We start from the raw sequence: 21,681 nt of genomic DNA on the forward strand, positions 1-21,681 counted from the left end.
GAGAGCGAATCCATGCAATTCACCGTCAGCCAAGAATCATCGCCCGTCCGTTACAGTTGGTTTGCAGCATTGTTGAACGCCGGGCCACCTTGCCGATTTTGTCCAATATCTTGCTCCGAGCTCACGGCCAGCAGTTGTCCATGACCAGTACCGACATGGAACTTGAAATGATTGCAACACTGCCGGTAGCTGTCGAACAGGAAGGAACAACCACTGTTTCGGCACGCAAGTTTCTGGATATTTGTCGTGCCCTGCCTGGCACTGCCACCATCAACTTCAGCGCTAGTGATAATAAAGCACTGGTCAAGGCAGGCAAGAGTCGTTTCTCGCTAGCCACCTTGCCCGGCACTGATTTTCCTGACAGTGAAGGCGCCAACTATCAGGATCAGATCAAACTGCCTCAATCCGCGCTCAAGGCGCTACTTGATGAAACCAGCTTTGCCATGGCCAGTCAGGATGTGCGTTACTACTTGAACGGCCTGCTATTGGAACGCGAGCAAAACACACTGAAAGCGGTCGCAACTGATGGACATCGATTGGCTCTGGGCAGTGTCGAAACCGCCAGCGCAGTCGCCGAGAAAAGTGCTGTGATTGTGCCGCGCAAAGCAATTCTGGAACTGGAAAAACTGTTGGCCGATATTGATGACGAAGTGAGCATTTCCTTCAGCCAGCAGCAACTCAAAGTCGAATTGCCGGATCTTCACTTCACGTCCAAACTGATCGATGGTCAGTTTCCCAACTATGAGAGAGTGCTGCCGATAGGTGGAGACAAGGAAGTGATTGCTCAGCGTGATGAACTGAAACAGGCACTGTCACGTGCCTCGATTCTCGCCAATGACAAGCACCGCAGCGTCAAACTCAATCTGGACAACAATCAACTCAAAGCCACGGTGACCAATCAGGAACAGGAAACAGCTGAAGAGGAAATTGCGGTTGAGTACACTTCACAGCCGCTGGAAATTGCCTTCAACAATGCCTATTTACTGGACTTGCTGAATGCGATGCCGGACAGCAAAGTACGCATGACATTTACCGATGAAAACAGTAGCTGTCTGATTACGCCTTTCGAGTCAAAGTTCACACGTCAATATGTCGTGATGCCAATGCGACTCTGATGTGAGACGGGCTGAGTATTGCCCTCAAGCATGACCTGAAGCCCCTGTTTGCAAACTTCGGCAGCGGCCTCATTGTTGCCCTCGGCGCGTAATACTTCGGCAAGCTCCTGATAGGTCTCACCTCTGGGTCCGTGATCGATACTGGTTCGCAGGTATTGCTCGGACTTGGCCCATAACTCACAGCTTCTGGCCAGACGACCCACTGTCAACAACAACCAGGGATTGTGAGGGTGATCGACCAGCCATTTTTCCGCGATAGCCAATCGTCTCAGCATATCTGCCGACGAGATCAAGCCGTACTGATAGACCAGTGCATCGCTCCAGTCTTTGCGTAAAAACTGCTCAATCAGTGAAATCGCCTCGTCCAGTTCACCCTGTGCCACCAGACCATGAATATGCGGTTCCAAAAACATTTCTGTCTGACGAAGCCGACCAGGCACTTCAGCCCATACCTGTGCCATGCGGTTCCAGTCCTGTCGCTCCAGCGCTTGTTGCAACTGGCCCACCAAAGCCGTCGCTGACAGATTTTTAGCCGCTTCAGCATCAAGAACCTGCCGCTTGCGTAAATCGGGCAACACGGTCTGAACAGCTTGCCACTGTTCGGTATCACGATACAGTTGCTGCAATAACTGCAAAACGTATGGGTGCTTGGGCGCCATCTCGCGCAGGTGTTGCAGTGTGGCCAGCGCCTGTTCTTTTTGTCCGGCGGACAATTGCAGTTCTGCTTGCACAACACCGACGGCAATATCTGCACCTTCGGTGGTTTCGTGAGCCAGCTTGAGATAATTATCACGCCGGTCCGAGGCATTTTGTTTTTGTGCGGCTCTGGCAGCGGCAAGGTAATGCAACAGTGGTGTGTCACTATTACCGGCATGTTTGACCAGCATTTGCTCGGCCTCAGCCCAACGGCCTTCTTCCAGCGTGATAAGTCCACGAGTCAGGGCGCGACTGGCACGGGTCTGCTGTTTGTGTTTATGCCAGACCGACAAATTAGCCGGCAACTGTTTGAGTTCGCCGAGGCCACGCATCAATCCGTAAAACACTGACCACAGCACCACCACGATCAAGCCAAACAGCACTAATGAGGTTTCCAGACTCCAGCTTCCATATTGCAGCAATACAAAGCCCGGCTGAAAATCCGCAGCCCAGATCAACAGCGCACCGATTAACAGACCAATGGCGACAATAAACAGCATTTTCATGGCTTGAATCCCTGGATCCAACGCAATGAAGCGGAGATATCCGGGATTTCAGCTACCCGATATTCAGCTTCAAGCTCTGTCAGCAAATCCAGAACCGCATCCCGCTCATCGCCGACAAAATAACGTTCCAACCATTGCTGAGCTGTTTTGATACTGTCGCTGAATACATCCGCCTGGCCGCTGAGCAATGCAAAGCGCGCGGTCTGTAACTGGAGCTTCAGGTTTTGATACAAAAAGTAGCGCTGCTCTGGCACCAGAACTGCTGACTCGCCATCCTGCTGATGACGAATCACCACCAGCGAGCGAAGTTGTTGCCAAATCTCTGTTGCCGCATGACGCCAATCACTGGTTTTTTCCATCTCAGGATCCAGCAGTTGCACCGATGTGCTGATAACTTGTGGACCACTGACAACACGCAGTTTTTCAACCCGGTCGATGGCACTTTGCAGTTCTACGGCGATGCCGGCGATATCAACTTCTCTCACCGCCGCCATTGCCAATTCTTCTTCGGCAATCAGCTCACGCAGCGGCAGCAACCGGTAATCGGGAGTTTGTTCAAGAATCTTGTCGACCAAATCAAGCGCAGTCCGCGCTCCGCGAACATCCTGCGACAGCAGTGCTCGTTGATTAGCCATGTTGAGCAGATATTCCATTTCAGCCAAAGCCCAACGCAGCCGAATATCGGCATTGGTCAACGATTGTTGCGCCGCCAGCTCTGTCAGTTGTTCCTGAACACTGTCGAGTTGCTTTTGCTGAGCTTGCATTGACGTCTGTTGACTCTCCAGTTGATCCGACAGACGCTCTGCACGGTCATTGAGTGTTTCGATCGCCGGTAGCTGGGATTCAATATTGCGTATTTGCTGGCCTTGCTGCCACCAAAAAACAAAACTGACCGCATGCAATAACAGCAGGAGTAACACCACAATAATGAAGATCTTCAGTCCTTTATTACCACTGGAGCTGGCCGAGGTCTCACGGATGATTTCTGCGTCCCTGATATCTTCTTGCGTTGATTCAGTCTTGCTGGCGTTTTCCATGATTCTGTTCCATTTCTGTCAATCGCTGCATGATGGCATTATCACTGGCATCAGTTGTCACTGTCACCTTTTTAAAGCCTGATGATAGAGCATGTTGCTGAATTCGATCGCTGAGCACAACCAGTGGCAGCTCCCTGATGTGACTCAGATAGGGTTTCAGCAATGCACACAAATTATCCAGAGAGGCGACACTGGTTGCCGTCAGGTAATCAACTTGCGCGGCCTGTTGGCAGGCTGTCTCTGATGGATGCGGTCGCACGCGCTGGTATGCATTGAGATAACTCACCGAAGCGCCTCGCAACCGAAGCGTTTCTGCCAATAATTCCCGTCCACCCGGTGCCCGAACAATGACAATCTGTTGACCTTGCAGCGTCTGAAACTGTTCCACGGTCAGCAAGCTTTCACTTCCTTTGGACTCCGGCGGCTGCAAATCAACGGCCAGACCGTGTTGCTGCATAGCTTTGACAGTGCCCCCGCCCACCGCAACACATTTGACATTTGCCGGTAAGGGCTGTTGATAACCCGCAACAAATGCCGCTACTGCATTGGGGCTGACAAAAATCAGCCAATCAATCTGCGGCCAATCAATCTGCGGCCACTGTGTCGCTGGAATAAACGCGATGGCCAGCGCCGGAAAAATGATGGCTTCACCGCCTCTGTCAGCAACCATGGCAGCCAGTGTCTGTGCCTGACTTTCAGGTCGGGTAACCAACACCTTGCGACCTGCAAACAGATTATCTGTCGCCATAAACCTCTGCCAAAATGCTGTCCGCTCCGGCAGCCAGCAATTGTTCTCCCAACTGCAAACCCAGTTTTTCTGCCTCTGTTGCTTTACCGCGTATTTCATCCATCAGCATCTGGGTACCATCGGGGCGTCCCACCAGACCCCGCAACCAGAGCTGGTCATTTTCAAGCATGGCATAGCCGCCAATCGGCACCTGACAACCTCCCTGCAAGCGTCGGTTCAATGCGCGTTCTGCACGCACAGTAATCGAGGTGTGCGGGCAATTGAGTGGCGCAATCAGTGCGTTCATTTCCGCATCTTCAATACGGGTTTCGATGCCTAATGCACCCTGCCCAATCGCTGGCAAGCTTTGTTCAGGCGTCAGAGCACTGCGAATTCTGTCATGAAAAGCCAGCCTTTCGAGACCGGCCTTGGCGAGAATAATGGCGTCAAACTGGCCCGCATCCAGCTTGGCAAGCCGAGTATTCACATTGCCTCTCAGCGGCAGTATCTGCAAATCAGGCCGGTAGTGTCTAAGCTGACACTCGCGTCGCAGGCTGGAAGTACCCACCTTAGCGCCCGGAGGTAGATCATCTATCGAAGCAAAGTGGTTGGACACAAACGCATCATGTGGATCATGGCGCTCACAAATAACCGGCAAATGCAGTCCTTCAGGAAACTCAACCGGCACATCTTTCATTGAATGCACCGCAATATCTGCCTCACCGTTAAGCATGCTGACTTCCAGCTCTTTGACAAACAAGCCTTTGCCACCCACCTTGGCCAGGGGCGTGTCCAGGATGATGTCGCCCTGGGTTTTGATAAGCACCAGCTCGATGTTTAACTCAGGCTGAAGCGCCAGCAAGGAGTCTCGAATAAATTCAGCCTGCCACAAAGCAAGTGGACTTCGACGGGTCGCAATACGAACGGTTTTTTTCATGAAAGATGAATCTTTAATTAGCCATGGATGGGAACAACAGCCTGATTCTAGCATTTTCACTGGGGCTTACCGAACAGTCACGCTATAATTGCCGGCAATTCCTTCCGCCCGCATTACAGGCCAACTACATGAGCACATCTGATAAAAAACTGTCTTCAGCCCGACTGACACAGCCCACCGACAAGTTTGTTGAAGAATTCACCGCTTCGGTGATGTTTGATCAACGCATGTACCGGCAGGATATTCAGGGCTCGATTGCTCACGCCACCATGCTGGCCAAGGTGGGTGTGCTGTCAGAAAAAGAGCGCGAGCAAATCATCAGTGGCCTGCAACAAATCATGCAGGAAATCGAGCGCGGTGAATTTGAATGGTCGATTGCTCAGGAAGATGTTCACATGAACATCGAAGCGCGGCTGATTCAGTTGATCGGTGAGGTCGGAAAGAAACTGCATACTGGTCGCTCTCGCAACGATCAGGTGGCCACGGATGTGCGACTTTATCTACGCGACATGATTGTGCCGATCCGCAGTGAACTGAGAAGACTGCAACTGGCGCTGTTGGACGTTGCTGAACGCGAGGCGGATACCATCATGCCTGGTTTCACCCACTTGCAAACCGCACAACCTGTCACTTTTGGTCATCATATGATGGCCTGGTTTGAAATGCTGCAACGCGACATCGAACGCCTGGATGATTGCAGCAAACGCACCAACAGCCTGCCACTGGGTGCTGCGGCACTGGCAGGCACCACTTTTCCGATTGACCGCAGCTATACGGCGGAACTGCTGGGCTTCGAACGCATTTGTCGCAACTCGCTGGATGCGGTCAGTGATCGGGACTTCGCCATCGAGTTCAACAGTTTTGCAGCGCTGTTGATGATGCACCTGTCGCGTTTTTCCGAAGAGCTGATCATCTGGTCTTCGGCACAGTTTGATTTTGTCGATCTAGGCGATGCTTTCTGTACCGGCTCATCGATCATGCCGCAGAAGAAAAACCCCGATGTTCCGGAACTGGTGCGAGGCAAAACCAGCCGCGTCTATGGCAATCTGTTTAACCTGCTGACCCTGATGAAAAACCAGCCTCTGGCCTACAACAAGGATAACCAGGAAGACAAAGAGCCTTTGTTCGATACCATCGACACCTTGCTGGGTTCACTGCGTGTGTATGCTGACATGATGGGCGTTATCAAGGTCAAGAAAAACAATATGCGCCAAGCCGCACTCAAAGGCTATGCCACCGCCACCGATCTGGCTGATTATCTGGTTCGCAAGGGCCTGCCATTTCGTGATGCCCATGAAGTGGTCGGGTTATCGGTTGCTTATGGCATTCGTCAAAACAAGGATCTGTCAGAACTCAGCCTGGAAGAACTGCGTCAGTTTTCGGATCAGATTAACGAAGATGTCTTTGCTGTGTTAACACTGGAAGGCTCTGTCGCCGCCCGCAACCATTTGGGTGGCACAGCACCGGCACAGGTTCGTGAGGCGATAAGTTTCGCTCGCCAACAACTTGGCTAAGCTCCCTGCCCCATTCGGTTAGCAGACAAGCCATTCATTCAAGCAAGATGCACCAAAGCTAAACGGCAAGCACTGCACTGGTGCAAAATGGACGCCCTCTCCGGGCGTCCATGCTTCACACACAAAACACTAACCTACTGATTTTAATAAATTAAAAATCGTCATTTTGTTTACAGGCTTTATGGCATGTGCCTTGCTTTACACCATCTTGAATACAAGAATGTGTACCAAGGACACCTGTCATGCAAAAGCTTCTCGGACTGACCATCGATGAATGGCTCAATGCCTATCAGCAAGGCACCTTATCGCCAAAGCAGGCGCTTAACGAACTATTGTCCTGCTGCTCCCCGGACGACCCCGCCTGGATCTCGCTGGTCAACGCCCAACAACTCGATGTCCAGCTTGATGCTTTGGCAATTCGTTTCAAAGAATCTGGTGAAGATTTCAGCCAATTCCCCTTATATGGGGTGCCCTTTGCCATCAAAGACAACATTGATGCCGTTGGCCTGCCGACAACCGCGGCCTGCCCGGAATTCAGTTATCTACCTGAACAAGATGCAAGCGTAGTCAAACTGCTCAGACAAGCAGGCGCCATTGTGATGGGTAAAACCAACCTGGACCAATTTGCCACAGGCTTGGTCGGCACACGCTCCCCTTATGGTGTCGTGCCCAACAGCTTTGATGCTGACTACATCTCGGGAGGATCCAGCTCGGGCTCAGCCTCGGTGGTCGCGCGAGGTCTGGTTGCATTTGCACTGGGCACCGACACTGCGGGTAGTGGTCGCGTCCCGGCAGGCTTTAACAACATCGTCGGCCTCAAACCCAGTCGAGGCGCCTTAAGCAGTGCCGGTTTAATACCCGCCTGCCGGACGCTGGACTGCATTTCAGTATTTGCCCTTAATGTTGAAGATGCTCAGAAGGTATTTGAGCTGTGTTTACAGCATGACAGCAATGATCCCTTTTCCAGAGAGTTCGATAGCCAGGCACCACGCACATTGCCCAAAAAACCGGTTTTCGGTATCCCAGAAGCCATTAACTGGTATGGCGATAGCGAGGCAGAACAAGCCTTTGAAAACACCTTGCGGCAACTCACCGCAATGGGTGTGCAGATCAAAAAGCTGGATTTTCAACCGCTGCATGAACTGGCCGCACTGCTCTATGAAGGACCCTGGGTCGCAGAGCGACGTGCGGCATTGAGTGAAATCTATCAAACCCGCCCTGATGCCATTCACCCGGTTGTTCGACACATTATTGAGCAGGCCGACAATTTTTCCGCGGTTGATTACTTCAATGCCAGCTATCGCAAGCAATCATTGCTTCGTGATGCACAACATCTAATGAGCATGGTTGACGCCTTATGTGTGCCCACCACCCCCACCATCTATCGTATCGAACAGGTGCAACAATCACCGCTGATGCTCAACAGTCATTTGGGCAGTTATACCAACTTCGTCAATTTTGCTGATTGGTCTGCACTGGCGCTGCCCGGAGGCATGCGAAATGACGGACTGCCCGCCGGATTTACATTAATCGGCCCGACCTGGCATGACTTTGCACTGGCTGAATTCGGTCTGCGCTGGCAAAAATTCCAACCGTGGTCACGTGGCGCACTTGGTACATCACTGCCCGCCACACCAGCAGCAACACCTCCCTGCCCCGCAGACTGGATACGCTTTGCAGTAGTGGGTGCTCACCTCGAAGGCATGCCCCTCAATTACCAACTCACCGAGCGAAAAGCTCGCTTTGTCGAACACCGCCAAAGCGCTGCTGATTATCAATTTTACGCTCTGGCCGACAGCGTACCGGCCAAACCCGGCATGGTTCGAGTCAAGCAAGGCAGCGGTACCGCTATCGCACTGGAAATCTGGGAAATGCCGATCAGTGAATTCGGCAGCTTTGTCAGTTTGATTCCATCGCCTCTGGGCATCGGCACCCTGCGCCTTGATGACGACAGCGAAATTAAGGGCTTTATTTGTGAAGGCTTTGCTGTGGGCGCTGCAACGAATATCAGCCATTTCGGTGGCTGGCGAAATTATTTAACCAACGCTGGTTCAACTCCATCGTAAGGGAACAGCACCATGTTTAAGAAAATCCTCATTGCCAACCGTGGTGAAATAGCCATCCGCATCATCCGCACGCTGAAAAAAATGGGCATCAGCAGTGTGGCGGTCTACTCAGATGCCGATCGCAACAGTCCACATGTCAGTCTGGCTGACGAAGCCTTTCATATCGGCGAAAGTGAACCCTCCAAAAGCTATTTGCGAGGCGACAGAATTCTGCAGATCGCCCAAGAAACCGGCGCCGAAGCGGTGATTCCGGGTTATGGCTTTTTGTCAGAAAATGCCGAATTTGCCGAGGCCTGCGCCAAAGCCGGTGTGGTATTTATCGGCCCCACACCTGAGCAGATTCGTGACTTTGGACTGAAACACACCTCCAGAGAACTTGCCGACAAAGCCGGTGTGCCACTGACTCCCGGCACTGGCTTACTGCAAAGTCTCGATGAAGCCATTATCGCTGGCAGAGACATCGGTTATCCGCTGATGCTGAAAAGTACCGCTGGCGGTGGCGGCATTGGCATGACCCGCTGCGCGGATGAGCAAGAACTTATCAATGCCTTTGAATCCGTACAGCGCCAGGCCGACAGTTTCTTTGGCAATAGCGGAATTTTTCTGGAGCGCTTTGTTGATCATGCTCGCCATATCGAAGTGCAAATCTTTGGTGACGGCCAAGGGAACGTCATCGCCCTGGGTGAACGCGACTGCTCCTTGCAGCGCCGTAATCAAAAAGTGGTTGAAGAAACACCGGCACCCGGCATCAGTGACTCCATGCGTCAGGCGCTATTTGATGCTGCGGTAAAACTGGGCAAAAGTGTCAATTACCAATCGGCCGGCACATTGGAGTTTATTTACGATGTCCCTCGCGAGACCTTCTATTTTCTGGAAGTAAACACTCGCTTACAGGTCGAACATCCCATTACAGAAATGACCACCGGACTGGATCTGGTGGAGTGGATGGTCAAAATCGCCGCCGGCGAATCACCCGATTTCAGTGCGATGAATATTCAGCCCAAAGGGGCCGCGATTGAGGTTCGCATCTATGCTGAAGATGCCTCTAAAAACTTTCAGCCCTCACCGGGAACGCTCACCGAAGTATCGTTTCCTGAGGATATTCGACTCGATGGCTGGATCCAGAGCGGGAGTGAAGTGTCCGCTTTTTATGATCCCATGTTGGCCAAGCTGATTGTCTATGCCGAAAACCGCGAGCAGGCGATTGCCAAAATGCAGCAGGCACTGGCTGATACTCGACTGAGTGGTATCGCCACCAACCTTGATTACCTGAGACAAGTGGTCGGTGATGAAATATTTACCTCTGGCAAGGTATCCACTCAGGCGCTGAACAGTTTTGTCTATGAGCCGTTTGCGCTGGAAGTTATCAATCCCGGCACTTACACCACTGTACAAGACTATCCGGGGCGAACCGGCTTTTGGGATATTGGTGTACCTCCGTCCGGGCCGATGGACGATCATGCCTTTCGAATTGCCAACCGAATTGTTGGTAATCCGGAATCTGCCGCCGGTCTTGAATGCACGATTATCGGTCCAACACTGAAATTTCATCAGGATGCCGTGATTGCACTCACCGGCGCGCCCAGTCCGGCCACCCTGGATGGTGAAGCCGTGCCTTTCTGGAAAGCCATCACGGTCAGCGCCGGTCAGCAATTGTCACTGGGCACTGCCAGCCAGGGTTGCCGAATTTATCTGGCCATTCGTGGTGGTCTGGATGTGCCCGTTTATCTGGGGAGTCGCTCGACTTTTGCCCTTGGTCAATTTGGCGGACATGGTGGACGTCCACTCAGAACTGGCGACATGTTACCGCTGGGACGCCCCGAATTCAGCCACAACACCGAACACCCCGTGAGTGCCCCGGCAGATTGTCCAGTGAGCCTGATTCCCGACTATGTCTATCGCAATGAAACAGGGCCTGTGACTTGGGAAATTGCTGTTTTATACGGGCCTCATGGTGCGCCTGACTTTTTCACTCAGGATGCCATTGAGATGTTTTTCAGCACCGACTGGGAGGTGCACTACAACTCGAACCGGTTGGGGATTCGACTGAATGGTCCCAAACCCACCTGGGCCAGAAGTGATGGTGGCGAAGCCGGCTTACACCCCTCCAACATCCATGACTGTGAATATGCCATCGGCAGCATTAACTTTACCGGCGATATGCCGGTCATTCTGACTCATGATGGTCCGAGTCTTGGAGGTTTTGTCTGTCCGGCCACCATTATCAAGGCTGAGCTGTGGAAGGTCGGCCAGCTTAAACCGGGCGACCGCATTCGCTTCAGAGCAGTCGATTTCCAGCAAGCGCTGAACCTGCAGCTCAGTAAAGATAGCGCCATCGCTAATCTGCATGACAATCCCCTTCCGGTCTTGGAATTTATTCCGGCCAACGAGATGGATCAACATCGCCCGATTCTGGCAGAAATCGCCGCCCATGGTGTCCGTCCACAAGTGACTTATCGTCAGGCAGGCGATAACTACATCTTGCTTGAGTATGGCCCGGTGGTGCTGGATTTACGCTTCCGTCTGCGAATTCATGCCCTGATGGAACACCTTAAAGCTCAGCCGATTGAAGGCATTGAAGAACTGTCTCCCGGTGTGCGCTCTCTGCAGATACGCTACGACAGCCGTCAATTACATCAACAGGATTTGATTGAAGCACTACTCGACATCGAACACGCACTGGCTGATCCCGAGCAAATGCAAGTCGCTTCTCGGGTCATTTATTTGCCGATGGCCTTCGAAGACTCTGCCACGCTGGATGCCGTTTCCCGCTACCGACAGTCGGTCAAGGACAAAGCGCCCTGGCTGCCAAATAATGTCGACTTCATTCAACGCATTAACGGCCTTGAACATCGGGAACGTGTCAGAGACATTATTTTTGAAGCCAGCTATATGGTGCTGGGACTGGGTGATGTCTATCTGGGTGCACCTTGTGCAGTGCCCATTGATCCACGGCATCGATTACTCACCTCGAAATACAATCCGGCCCGAACCTACACCGCTGAAGGCACCGTTGGCATTGGCGGTGTTTATATGTGCATCTACGGCATGGACTCACCCGGAGGCTATCAGCTGGTCGGCCGAACATTGCCGATCTGGAACAAGTTTCTGGAAAATGCCCAGTTTGTTAACGGCGAGCCATGGCTGTTGCGCTTTTTTGATCAGGTTCGTTTTTATCCGGTGCCTGAACAGGAGTTAGTCCAGCTGCGCGAAGATTTTCGCCATGGCCGTCTCAAAGTCCATATCGAAGAGACGACCTTCAGTTGGCAGGAGCATGCACAGTTTCTTGAACACAATGCTGACAGCATCGGCGAGTTCAAGGCACGCCAACAACATGCCTTTGAAGCTGAAGTCGCCCTGTGGAGTGAAGCCGATACCTCAGGACAGGAAGATAATCCGGTCACCCGCTCAACACTGGCAACCGAACACGATGGTCATGTGGTGGAAGCCCATATCAGTGGCAACGTCTGGAAACTGTTGGTCAGTGAGGGCGATGTCATCAACGAAGGCGATGATTTGCTGATTGTTGAAGCGATGAAGATGGAGTTTTGCATCACCGCTCCGGTGTCCGGTATTATCCAAACGACGCTGTGTTTGCCGGGTAAACCGGTCAACCCCGGTGAAGCCCTGATGGTTATTAATCCCCACTAAGGACACTCAACATGCTGGAGCGCAGGCAAACAGCAAACACCAAAAAGCGTGGCGAGAACCTGGCAGAGCGGATCTATCTACAGCTCAAGGATGATATCTTCAGCTTTCGGCTGTTGCCGGGTGATCGCTTTACCGAACAGGAAATTGCCGAGCAGACAGCCGCCAGCCGAACGCCGGTGCGTGAAGCACTGTACCGTCTGCAACGTGATGGCTATGTTCAGGTTCAGTTTCGCAGTGGCTGGCAGGTAAGACCGTTTGATTTTCAGTACTTCGAAGAACTCTACGATGTCCGGGTGATTCTGGAAACAGCCGCTATCAAACGCCTGTGTGAACAGGAGGGCGTGCCATCACAACTGGAAGATCTCAAACGCATCTGGTGGGTATCACCCGAACAGCGTCTGACTGACGGGCCAACCTTGTCCGTGCTGGATGAACGCTTCCACATGATGCTGGTGGAAGCGACAGGCAATGCCGAAATGGCGGAAATTCATAAAAACGTGACGGAAAAAATTCGCATTATTCGTCACCTGGATTTCACTAAAAGCTATCGAATCGCCGCCACCTACGAAGAACATGCCGAAATTTTGCGGCAAATCATCAAACGGCATAGCGATCAGGCGCAATTACTGCTGAAAACGCATATTGAAGCCAGCAAGGCTGAAGTTCGTAAAATCACCTTGCATATGTTGCACAGTGCCAGAGCTGGAAACCTGGCGCCGATTAATCAAACCTGACCGCAGCGCCGCTAAACACCGATCGCAAACAGATCAATCAACACCAGCGCCAGCCCCAAACAAGCGGCAACAGCCAGTGAAACCATAGCGATCAATGGTCGCAGGCTGAATAAAACGATCCATAACAAGCCTGCCAGTGAGAGCAAACCCAAACCAAATACAGTGCCAGTGGCCGCGCCCCATAACTGGATGATCGGATAAAACCCTGCCAACAACAGCACCCAGCCGGATGCTCTGAGTAAGCGTTGCTCGGAAACAACCAGCGGATCCAGATTCAACTGAGCAAAATGTTTTGGCATTGCCAGGCTCAACAAGCCCATCGCCAGATAATGAATTAACAAACCTGACAACATCACCATGAATACCGGCATCAGCTTATCCCCCGCTGCGCCTGAATAGTCGCCCGTGTGGGACAGTCAGCTTGTTGTCGAGCTTGTCTTTGACGTAAATGTCGAACTGAATACAAGGCCAGCAGACCTAACAACAATGCCGCCAGTTCAACACCGGCAGCACGCCAATCACTATTTACGATGTATGAAATCAGCTGATCGCCGGTGGTTATCCAGTTCAGTATCGGTAGTAACAGGCACAAACTGGCAAACAGCAATAACTGTTCACGCCAGGCCGATAAGGCCGGGCGCAGAACAGCATGCAAAAAAGTGCCAAACCAAAGCAGGAAAAACAGCTGAATTTCTCGCACGGCCCGTATATCCACATCCAGTGGCAGTAGGCGATTGATCCAGAAAAAACCAATACAGGCGATAGCAAGGCCGGTGATTGCGGCAATATTGAGTGCTTCAATTCCACGATAGACGCGGGCGGTTTGTCGGCCAAACTCATTTAATGATTTTTGACGACGTTTGACCATAAACAGGATCGAACCACTGGCGATCATCACCGCTCCGGCCAGGCCCAACAAAAAGTACAGCCATCGCACGGTGTAACCACCGTAATTAGCAAAATGCAGGCGACGCATGATTTGCTGTGCCGAATAGGCAGGGTTATCAATGACTTGACCGGGCATCCGATGATGCATCAGCTGGCCGTTAGTCGCATTAAACATAGCCCGACCAGAACCTTGAGATACCAGCTTGCCAAAGGCTTCATCTGGGTCAAACAGCCCAAAGACCCGCGCTCTGGCGCTGCTATCTCCGGGGTGCTCCACCGTGACAAAACTTGCGGGCCGGCCCAGTAACTGTTCACCTTGCAACAGGATATTCGTCAAGGAAACCACCTCGGCCTTGATGCCTGTTTCTGCCTGATGCGGCGGTTCCTCAAACAACTCCGAGAAAAAGTCCTCAGGGTTTTGATAATTCACATACATCGCCGCGGGCATGTAAACCGCAACAAACACGGCCAGTCCGGTGTAGGCAATCATCAACTGAAAAGGCAGCGTAATGACCGAAGACACATTATGTGCATCCAACCAGCTACGCTGACCTTTGCTGAAACGCAAGGTAAAGAAATCTTTGAAAATTCGTCGGTGAATAATAATGCCGCTGACCAACGCCACCAGCATGATCATGGTGAAAAAACCAACCAGCCAAATACCCGCCTGCCCGGCATGCAACTCAAAATGCATATGGACGAAATGGTGCCCCCCTTCCGTCTGCCGGTTCTGCTCTGCCGGCAAAGGTTCGCCCTTGAGCGGATCAAGTAGCTGGGCACCTGGATTTTCCTGCATATCCTGCCAAAACAGCCGGATCACAGGGTGATCCTCACTGGGCAGGCCAATGGCCCAAAAATGACCTTCCGGCATGACTTCCTGCAAATATCTCTGGCCCATTTCAACCATGGCGGCCCGTTCAGACTGCGTCAGGCTCGCAGGATCCACCACCGCTGTTTGTTTTTGTTCCGGGTTCATCCAGTGGGTAATATCATCATCAAAGACGCCAATCGCACCGGTCAGAAAAATACAAAACAACACCCAGCCCGCAACCAAACCACCCCAGGTATGCAGCCAGGACATGGATTGGCGGAAATTACCCTGTTCAAGCACTTTTTCCATCAAACCGTCTCCGTCAACCAAATGCCAATCACCAGCATGGGAATTGATGGTAACAACAAGCCAAGCCAGGCGCGCCCCACATCACGCACCGCAAAAACCCAAATAATGGCCGCGCAATAAACCACAAAGCTCAGTAATGCTGTCATCACCAGCACACCAGTTCTGGACATGGGCAAGATGGCAGAGAAAAAAATCATCGCCGCCGAGGTAAAAACATAGCCACCGATGATTGCCGCCAGGATCAGCAAGGCAATTCTTGCCGGATAAGGCAAAGTCATATGCATTTAACAAATTCCGTCTGAAAAAAACAGCTGACGGCACGAGGCCGCCAGCATTGAGATGTTCGCTTTAACAACAAAGCCGGATATCCGGCTTGAAGGGGACAGAAATTATCAGCTAGAAGTCATAACGCAGCGTCAAATTGGCATTGCGTGGCGCGCCGTAGGCCAGCTGACTGAATGCGCCAATATTGGTGTAATACTTCTTATCAAACAGATTATTGATATTTAACTGCGCACTAAGCGCTGGCGTTACTTGATATCTAGCCATCAATCTCACAAGCGCATAACCATCCTGTTTTAGCTTTTCTGCCTGTCCTAGTGGGTTCGTCGCCATTGTGTAGTTTGAGCTTTCCCAGTTCACCCCACCACCAAGCGTCAGCTGATCCAACTGGTATGTGGTAAATAAAGTCGCTGTTCGGCGGGGATGATCCGTGTTGACAGCAGTACCGTCAGCATCTTCCACCCGAAATTGAGACCAGCCAACCAGCATATTCCAATTATTGGTAATGGCTCCTGACACTTCGACTTCAAAACCTTTGCTTGTCGCGCCCTCAGCCGCTGTATAGGCCTGCTCATTAGTGCCTGTTACAAAATTATTGCCGTCGGCCTGGGCCAGATTATCCTGCTCAATCCGAAAAACTGAGAACGTGGCATTCAATCGACCTTGCAGATATTCCGCTTTGAGGCCTGCCTCATAGTTTTTACCCTCGATCGGATCCAGATATTTACCACTGATATCTCGTGCATTTTGTGGATTAAAAATATCGGTATAACTGACATAGGCTGAATAGACATCATTAATGTCATAGATCAAACCGGCATAAGGTGTCACCACTTGATGATGATTGATTCGGTCCCCAGAGCCATCACCGTACTCAATGTCAGTCTCCCAATTTGTGACTCTGCTACCAATAATTAGCTTCAGTGAATCTGCCAGCGACAATCTTGCAACTGCATAGCCACCAACCTGTTTGGTTTTTTCCTTTCTGTTGAGTGATTTTTCACCCCATTGCGGCTTTGGATATGCAGAGGGGTTCCAATCGTAAAAATTTCCTATAGCGGCGGGGTTCAATGCACCACGCGTATCCGCAACAAAATCCTGTTTGCTGTGCATAAAACCAAGGGTGACTTCATGATTCTGTCCCGCAAAACTAAAAGGCACTGAACCATAGATATCGATAGTGTCCTGTTCCCTTTTATAGTCATACCATGCAAGCAATGGCCCCATCCCTTCACCGGTATTTATATCTGGTAACCCAAGGGGATAAAGTAATCGTAAATCTGCGTTTTGAATGCTTTTGCTGTATGCCGCGTAAACTCTTGCACCGGAATCAAACACATGTTCGATATTGGCAAAGTAATTTGTATTGTCTGATGCCCATGTGGCCCAATCAGGCGCCGTGGTTTTTGACCGGCTCCAATTAGTTCTCGTGCCATCGCTGAACCATGCCGGTAGTCCGCCCCAAGTAGTGCCTCTTGGATCATTATCCTGATAGCTGATCCCCACATTTAGCAATGTGCTGTCCGTAAGATCAGCCGCTAAAGTGCCATAAAACAGAGTTTTCTCATTTTCCGCAGCATCCACAAAGGAGCGCTCATCCAAATAGCTACCTACAAGTCGACCTCGCACCGAGCCAGCTTCGTTAAGTGGTGTCGATACATCCACGGTTCCCTGATAGCGATCCCAGCTACCGGCACTGATCGAGGCATGTCCTATAAATTCCTTGCTATCTGCTCTTTTACGAACAAGATTTATTGCCGCTGAGGGATTTCCCGCACCGGCTATCAAACCGCTGGCACCACGAACCACCTCAACGCGATCGTATAGCAAGGTATCAATTTGCGATTGACCAGACTCATAACCTCCTTGCCAGCTCGTTGGCACTCCATCAACCTGATAACTGCTTATATCAAAGCCGCGAGCCGAAAAACTGTTTCTCGAACTGTCCAAAGCTGTTGATGTAACACCGGTCACGGTATTCACCACATCGGTCAGCGATTCCAATTGCATATCATCAATCATCTGCCGGGTAATGACGGATACTGACTGGGGTGTCTCCCGAATCGATAAACCTAATCTTGTAGCAGTATTCATTGAACCTGTGGTGTAGGAGTTGGTGCCTTCGGTTGTACTGGGCAAGGCTGTGGAATCCACAGCCAAGGGTACTAACTTAAGAATTTTGTCCGCTGGCGTGTCCGGATCTGGCTCAACCACATCTGCCGCTGCCCCTTCCGGCACCAATGTATAACCACCCGCAACCGACCTGACTTGCAGACCGCTACCACGCAAAACCGTCTCTAATGCAGCTTCTGGCGTGAATGAACCTTGAAGGGCTGCTGCTGTTTTGCCTGCTACCTGCTCAGGCTCAAAGGCCAAGGTAATACCAGAAGTCAGCGCCAATTGATGCAATGTCTGCGATAAAGGCCCCGCCGATATCTCAAACTGATGCACAGCATCTGACGCCCAGACAGGCAGTGAGATGGCCGAGCTTATCGACAGGCCCATCACCATCGTTGCCACATTCAAGCTGTTGCTGATCTTTTGTTTGAATCGTTTGCTGCTGTTTTTCACAAAAAAAGCCTCCGGCCTAGGTGTAAATAATAATCATTTACATCCAAGCCGAAGACCTTCAGGGAATGGGACAAATTTTTTGAACTTCAGTGTGGCGGCGCTATATGTTCAGTTGGTATGTGATGTATGCACTGCGTGGCGCGCCATAGCTGTTGAAATAATTTGGCGAGCTGATGCTCTCGAAATATTTTCGGTCAAACAGGTTTTGCACCGACAGCTTGATTTCAGATTGTTCGGTGAGCTGATATTTTGCCAGTAAACCGACCAGACCCACGCCGCCCTGCCGAATATGGTACGCGTCTGTTTTTTGATAAATGCGACTGTGATACTGCACATCGCCGCCCACACTCCATTGGCTTGCCGGGATCTGATATATCGTCGACATTCTGAAAATATGTTGCGGCATGTAGGTGTTGTAGGCATCTCCAGACTGATCACCAGAAGCGTATTTGCTGTGAACATAGCTGTAACCAGCCATCATCTGCCAGTCTTCTGTGACTGCTCCGGCAACGCTGAAGTCAACACCACGGCTCAGCACTTTATCTGAGGCGGTGTAGCACCAGCCTTCACACGCATTGTTCTGATCAAATGGCACGGATTCATCTAGTCTGGCCAAGTTGGTCTGCTCAAGTCGGAACAGTGCCAGACCGGTATTCAATCGACCTTCAAAAAACTCACCTTTAAGGCCGACTTCATAGTTTTTACCGACAACCGGGTCAAGGTTGTTACCACTGGCATTTTTATTACTTTGTGGATTAAAAATATCTGAGTAACTGGCATAGGCTGATGCCCAGTCGTTCAAGTCGTAAATAAGACCTGCATAGGGCGACCAGACCCGGTTTTCTCTGGCGGTACCACTTTCAAACCAGCTGAGTCGTCCTCCGACAATCAATTTCAGTGGGTCGGCAATATTGATACGTGCTGCTGAATAAACGCCTCGCTGACGGGTTCTGCTAAAGCTCGGCCACTCTGTCAAAGTATCATCATCCAGATATGGCACCGCCCGTGGATCAAACTGATACAAATTATCAATTGGCACATTGCTGAAGTTGTTTCGACTGCGATCTGTCTGAATCGCACTGTTGCCACCCAGCACTAGTTCATGCTCCCGGCCAAGCAGCATTAGCGGACCCGAAGCATAAACATCAAAGGCATTGGAGAAGAATTCCCGTTGCAGACGGTTACGCCGAATCGTCATTCCTGACCCAGTGTCGACATCAACACTGCCCATCGGGAAAGCCATTTTATTGTTCACGTCGGTTTCACTACGATTAAAAGCGGCACGCAACTGCCAATCATGAGGTAACTGCTGATCCAGCCTCACGGTGTACAATCGATTTTCTTTTTCCAAACGCCCCCAATCGGCGCCAAAGAATGATGATCGGCCAAATCCCAAATCTTCACCAGACGGTCCCAGCTGCACACCAAAATCATCGTTGTAACGATTATGCTGAATCTGCACGTTGGCAGACACCAGCGTGGTGTCGGTCAGATCGGTTTCCAGCACACCATAAAACACCCGACGATTACTGAATTCGTGATCAACAAAAGATTTTTCTCTCTGAACCGCGGCCACTGCCCGGCCACGAATACGGCCAGACTCTATCAAGGGGCCAGATACATCGGCCATCGCCCGACGATAATTCCAGGAGCCCAATGAAACTTCAAACGCCGCCTGAGGGGTAGACGTTGGCATCTTTCTGACCATGTTGACAGTGCCACCGGGATCGCCAGCACCGGTTAACAGTCCCGAAGCGCCTTGCACCACCTCAACATGATCAAGAATGGCACTGTCAGGAGAAGGATTTCGATTTTGTTCACTGATGCCCCAGGGATTGGCAATACCATCATATTGGCTCTGCATGGCAAAGCCACGTGAAAAATAAGCGCCGCCGTTCGCGCCACGGTTGTATACATAGGTGCCGCTGGTTGCCTTAAGTACGTCATCCATCGTGTCATAGCCAAAATCCTTAATCTGCTGGCTGGTGATGACGGTAATGGTTTGTGGCGTCTCTCGCAAAGACAAGCCCAGACGTGTTGACGAGTTGACCCTGCCTGTTGTGTATGAGCCGGTGCCTTCGGTCATGGCACCCAGTCCCATTGAGCTGACTTCCATTCGGCCCAAAGACAGGCTCTGCTCTGTTTGTTCAGCCGGTGTAGCAACATCCTGAACAGCATTTGAACGTGTGACCAAGGTATATCCCGACCCTGTAGTTTGCACCAGCAAATCTGTTTCTCGCAGCACTAATTCAAGCGCCTCTTCAACCGTGTATCGGCCGGATATCGCAGCGGCTGAGTGAGCACGTGTCAGGTCGGGTGACCAGGATAAATTGACGCCAGCGATCAGTGCGATTTGATTCAGCGATTGCGTCAGAGAGCCAGCCGGAACATCAAAAACAATGACCTGTTGTTCAGCAAGGGTCTCAGCGATTATCGCCTGCGTTGGCATGATCACAAGGCTGAACGCTGAACTGCCGAGCACGGCAGCCCTTATCAACTGATTGAGACGATTTTTATTGGACGGGGGTTGTGACATTTCAGAATCCTTCTGGTTGCAAATAAGAAACATTTGCATCCATAGCCGAAGTCAATCCTGAAATGGGGTCATTTTGATCTATCGACGGGAGATCATGACCCAGCCAGCACGTGGCCGATCCACCTGAACTGGCAAGGTTTGCTGGAGGGTATCAAAAATAGCTTCGATATTATTGAGCTGGTAAACACCAGAGATACGCAGTTGTGCTGAAACAGGATCAAGCCGGATAACACCCCGGTAATATCGCTCGAGTTCGCTGACAAACTCATCAAGGCGCTGGTCTTCCACCACAATCTGACCACGAGTCCAGGCACTGGCAGCCAGCGCATTTGTTTCTGGTTGGCCAAGGCTGTGTTCAGAAAAAGACACCGTATCACCGGCTCCCAGTTCAAGGTATTCGTGATGCCGTTCCGGGTGAATGCGAACCGCATGTTCCAGTACGGCGATCCGGGTTTCATGATCGGTCTGGGAAACGGTGAAACGTGTACCCAGCGCCATAACACTGCCATGTTTGCTTGAAACCCAGAACTCTCGGTATAGCGCGTCTGGAGCCGTTTCCACCATGATCTCACCACGTACTAATAGCAACCTGCGTTGCTGCTCAGAGTAATCAATGGCAACTTCACTGTTGGTATTGAGTTTCAGACGAGAACCATCGCTTAAGAGCAGTTCGCGTTGCTCGCCATGCACCGTGGCAATGCTTGGATAAGCAGCGGTTTGCTGGCCGCTGTTCAGCCACCAATAACCCGCTGTTGGAACCACTACGAGACCCGCCAGCGCCTTGATGAATGTGCGCTTTGATTTTTGTTTTCGACCCAAGACATTGCGGCTTAATTCAACAGGCACATTATGGAACATGCCCGCCAATCGCTGCGCGTTATCCCAGGCAGTACGGTTTTTATGATCTTCAGCCAGCCAACGGCTGAACTGTGCTTGTTGCCGCTCGGTAAGTTGACCTGACTGATGTATCACCAGCCAACGCGCCGCAGCATTGATATGGGGTGACAGCTCTGAATCGGCAGGCAGGCGTGCCATTACATCAGGCTCAAACAATGAGCAAAGGCTTGTTGCATGTCTCTTTTAATCGTTCGTTCAGACACTGACAATTGTTCGGCAATCGTCTTGTAAGGAAGCCCATCGATCTGGGACATAATAAAAACCTGACGAATTCTTCCGGGCAAGCTGTCGAGAATTTGATCGATTTGGTCCAGGGTCTCCAAAACAAGGTGCCTGTCTTCTTCCGAGATCGCCACCTGCTCAGGCAGTGAATTAAGCACCTCCCAATAGGCTTGCTCGACTGA

16 protein-coding genes are annotated in these 21,681 nt (G+C 51.3%); 5 read left to right on the forward strand and 11 right to left on the reverse strand.

What is annotated here, in order from left to right; translation table 11 throughout:
• On the forward strand, nt 1-1,115 hold a 1,115-nt coding region (gene dnaN / locus MPL1_RS11260), incomplete at its 5' end, for a DNA polymerase III subunit beta (protein ID WP_009727260.1).
• Here dnaN and MPL1_RS11265 read toward each other — a convergent pair.
• The 4 genes from MPL1_RS11265 to hemC are packed head-to-tail and all read right to left on the reverse strand — an operon-like array spanning nt 1,085 to nt 5,018.
• Entirely contained in the window at nt 1,085-2,317 is a 1,233-nt protein-coding gene (locus MPL1_RS11265) for a heme biosynthesis HemY N-terminal domain-containing protein (RefSeq protein WP_009727261.1), read from the reverse strand. The two genes, dnaN and MPL1_RS11265, sit on opposite strands and share 31 nt — an antisense overlap.
• Entirely contained in the window at nt 2,314-3,354 is a 1,041-nt protein-coding gene (locus MPL1_RS11270; RefSeq protein WP_009727262.1) for a uroporphyrinogen-III C-methyltransferase, read from the reverse strand. Before MPL1_RS11270 ends, MPL1_RS11265 begins: the two co-directional genes overlap by 4 nt.
• Nucleotides 3,332-4,102: a uroporphyrinogen-III synthase gene (locus tag MPL1_RS11275; protein WP_009727263.1), complete on the reverse strand. Its 771-nt coding sequence runs from the start codon at nt 4,100-4,102 to the stop codon at nt 3,332-3,334. The genes MPL1_RS11270 and MPL1_RS11275 overlap by 23 nt, the downstream gene beginning before the upstream one ends.
• Nucleotides 4,089-5,018: a hydroxymethylbilane synthase gene (gene hemC / locus MPL1_RS11280; RefSeq protein ID WP_009727264.1), complete on the reverse strand. Its 930-nt coding sequence runs from the start codon at nt 5,016-5,018 to the stop codon at nt 4,089-4,091. The genes MPL1_RS11275 and hemC overlap by 14 nt, the downstream gene beginning before the upstream one ends.
• Before the next feature lie 128 nt (nt 5,019-5,146).
• Here hemC and argH point away from each other — a divergent pair, with 128 nt between their 5' ends.
• The 4 genes from argH to MPL1_RS11300 all read left to right on the forward strand — a co-directional run bounded on the left by argH (nt 5,147) and on the right by MPL1_RS11300 (nt 12,983).
• Nucleotides 5,147-6,532 carry an argininosuccinate lyase gene (gene argH / locus MPL1_RS11285; protein ID WP_040577135.1) on the forward strand — a complete coding sequence of 462 codons (1,386 nt, stop codon included), beginning with the start codon at nt 5,147-5,149 and terminating at the stop codon, nt 6,530-6,532.
• Between the two features lie 242 nt (nt 6,533-6,774).
• Complete coding sequence (atzF, locus tag MPL1_RS11290) at nt 6,775-8,598, forward strand: allophanate hydrolase (protein WP_009727266.1); 1,824 nt, start codon at nt 6,775-6,777, stop codon at nt 8,596-8,598.
• 12 nt (nt 8,599-8,610) lie between these two features.
• Entirely contained in the window at nt 8,611-12,249 is a 3,639-nt protein-coding gene (gene uca / locus MPL1_RS11295) for an urea carboxylase (RefSeq protein ID WP_009727267.1), read from the forward strand.
• Nucleotides 12,250-12,260: 11 nt separating this feature from the next.
• Nucleotides 12,261-12,983, forward strand: a complete 723-nt coding sequence (locus MPL1_RS11300; protein ID WP_009727268.1) for a GntR family transcriptional regulator — start codon at nt 12,261-12,263, stop codon at nt 12,981-12,983.
• An 11-nt stretch (nt 12,984-12,994) separates the two neighbouring features.
• Here MPL1_RS11300 and MPL1_RS11305 read toward each other — a convergent pair whose 3' ends face one another.
• The 7 genes from MPL1_RS11305 to MPL1_RS11335 form a co-directional block, all read right to left on the reverse strand.
• Entirely contained in the window at nt 12,995-13,354 is a 360-nt protein-coding gene (locus MPL1_RS11305) for a DUF3325 domain-containing protein (protein ID WP_009727269.1), read from the reverse strand.
• A complete protein-coding gene (locus tag MPL1_RS11310) occupies nt 13,354-14,991 on the reverse strand; it encodes a PepSY-associated TM helix domain-containing protein (protein ID WP_009727270.1) in 1,638 nt (545 codons plus the stop codon). Before MPL1_RS11310 ends, MPL1_RS11305 begins: the two co-directional genes overlap by 1 nt.
• On the reverse strand, nt 14,991-15,275 hold the full coding sequence (locus MPL1_RS11315; protein ID WP_009727271.1) for a DUF3649 domain-containing protein: 285 nt from the start codon (nt 15,273-15,275) through the stop codon (nt 14,991-14,993). The genes MPL1_RS11310 and MPL1_RS11315 overlap by 1 nt, the downstream gene beginning before the upstream one ends.
• Before the next feature lie 112 nt (nt 15,276-15,387).
• Nucleotides 15,388-17,844, reverse strand: a complete 2,457-nt coding sequence (fhuE, locus tag MPL1_RS11320; protein WP_009727272.1) for a ferric-rhodotorulic acid/ferric-coprogen receptor FhuE — start codon at nt 17,842-17,844, stop codon at nt 15,388-15,390.
• A gap of 100 nt (nt 17,845-17,944) precedes the next feature.
• Nucleotides 17,945-20,380 (reverse strand): TonB-dependent siderophore receptor, encoded by a 2,436-nt coding sequence (locus MPL1_RS11325; RefSeq protein ID WP_235045580.1) that lies wholly within the window; start codon nt 20,378-20,380, stop codon nt 17,945-17,947.
• Between the two features lie 78 nt (nt 20,381-20,458).
• Nucleotides 20,459-21,415 (reverse strand): FecR domain-containing protein, encoded by a 957-nt coding sequence (locus MPL1_RS11330; protein WP_009727274.1) that lies wholly within the window; start codon nt 21,413-21,415, stop codon nt 20,459-20,461.
• On the reverse strand, nt 21,415-21,681 hold a 267-nt coding region (locus MPL1_RS11335), incomplete at its 5' end, for a sigma-70 family RNA polymerase sigma factor (protein ID WP_009727275.1). The genes MPL1_RS11335 and MPL1_RS11330, both read right to left, overlap by 1 nt.

The organism is Methylophaga lonarensis MPL, from assembly GCF_000349205.1.
Taxonomy (GTDB): domain Bacteria; phylum Pseudomonadota; class Gammaproteobacteria; order Nitrosococcales; family Methylophagaceae; genus Methylophaga; species Methylophaga lonarensis.

Bases quoted from the DNA above. Each gene is read 5' to 3' on its own strand.
- atzF (WP_009727266.1), top strand. From the start codon at position 6,775: ATGCAAAAGCTTCTCGGACTGACCATCGATGAATGGCTCAATGCCTAT.
- MPL1_RS11300 (WP_009727268.1), top strand. From the start codon at position 12,261: ATGCTGGAGCGCAGGCAAACAGCAAACACCAAAAAGCGTGGCGAGAAC.
- MPL1_RS11325 (WP_235045580.1), bottom strand. From the start codon at position 20,380: ATGTCACAACCCCCGTCCAATAAAAATCGTCTCAATCAGTTGATAAGG.
- MPL1_RS11330 (WP_009727274.1), bottom strand. From the start codon at position 21,415: ATGGCACGCCTGCCTGCCGATTCAGAGCTGTCACCCCATATCAATGCT.
- argH (WP_040577135.1), top strand. From the start codon at position 5,147: ATGAGCACATCTGATAAAAAACTGTCTTCAGCCCGACTGACACAGCCC.
- MPL1_RS11305 (WP_009727269.1), bottom strand. From the start codon at position 13,354: ATGCCGGTATTCATGGTGATGTTGTCAGGTTTGTTAATTCATTATCTG.
- MPL1_RS11270 (WP_009727262.1), bottom strand. From the start codon at position 3,354: ATGGAAAACGCCAGCAAGACTGAATCAACGCAAGAAGATATCAGGGAC.
- hemC (WP_009727264.1), bottom strand. From the start codon at position 5,018: ATGAAAAAAACCGTTCGTATTGCGACCCGTCGAAGTCCACTTGCTTTG.
- MPL1_RS11315 (WP_009727271.1), bottom strand. From the start codon at position 15,275: ATGCATATGACTTTGCCTTATCCGGCAAGAATTGCCTTGCTGATCCTG.
- MPL1_RS11265 (WP_009727261.1), bottom strand. From the start codon at position 2,317: ATGAAAATGCTGTTTATTGTCGCCATTGGTCTGTTAATCGGTGCGCTG.
- MPL1_RS11275 (WP_009727263.1), bottom strand. From the start codon at position 4,102: ATGGCGACAGATAATCTGTTTGCAGGTCGCAAGGTGTTGGTTACCCGA.
- MPL1_RS11310 (WP_009727270.1), bottom strand. From the start codon at position 14,991: ATGGAAAAAGTGCTTGAACAGGGTAATTTCCGCCAATCCATGTCCTGG.
- uca (WP_009727267.1), top strand. From the start codon at position 8,611: ATGTTTAAGAAAATCCTCATTGCCAACCGTGGTGAAATAGCCATCCGC.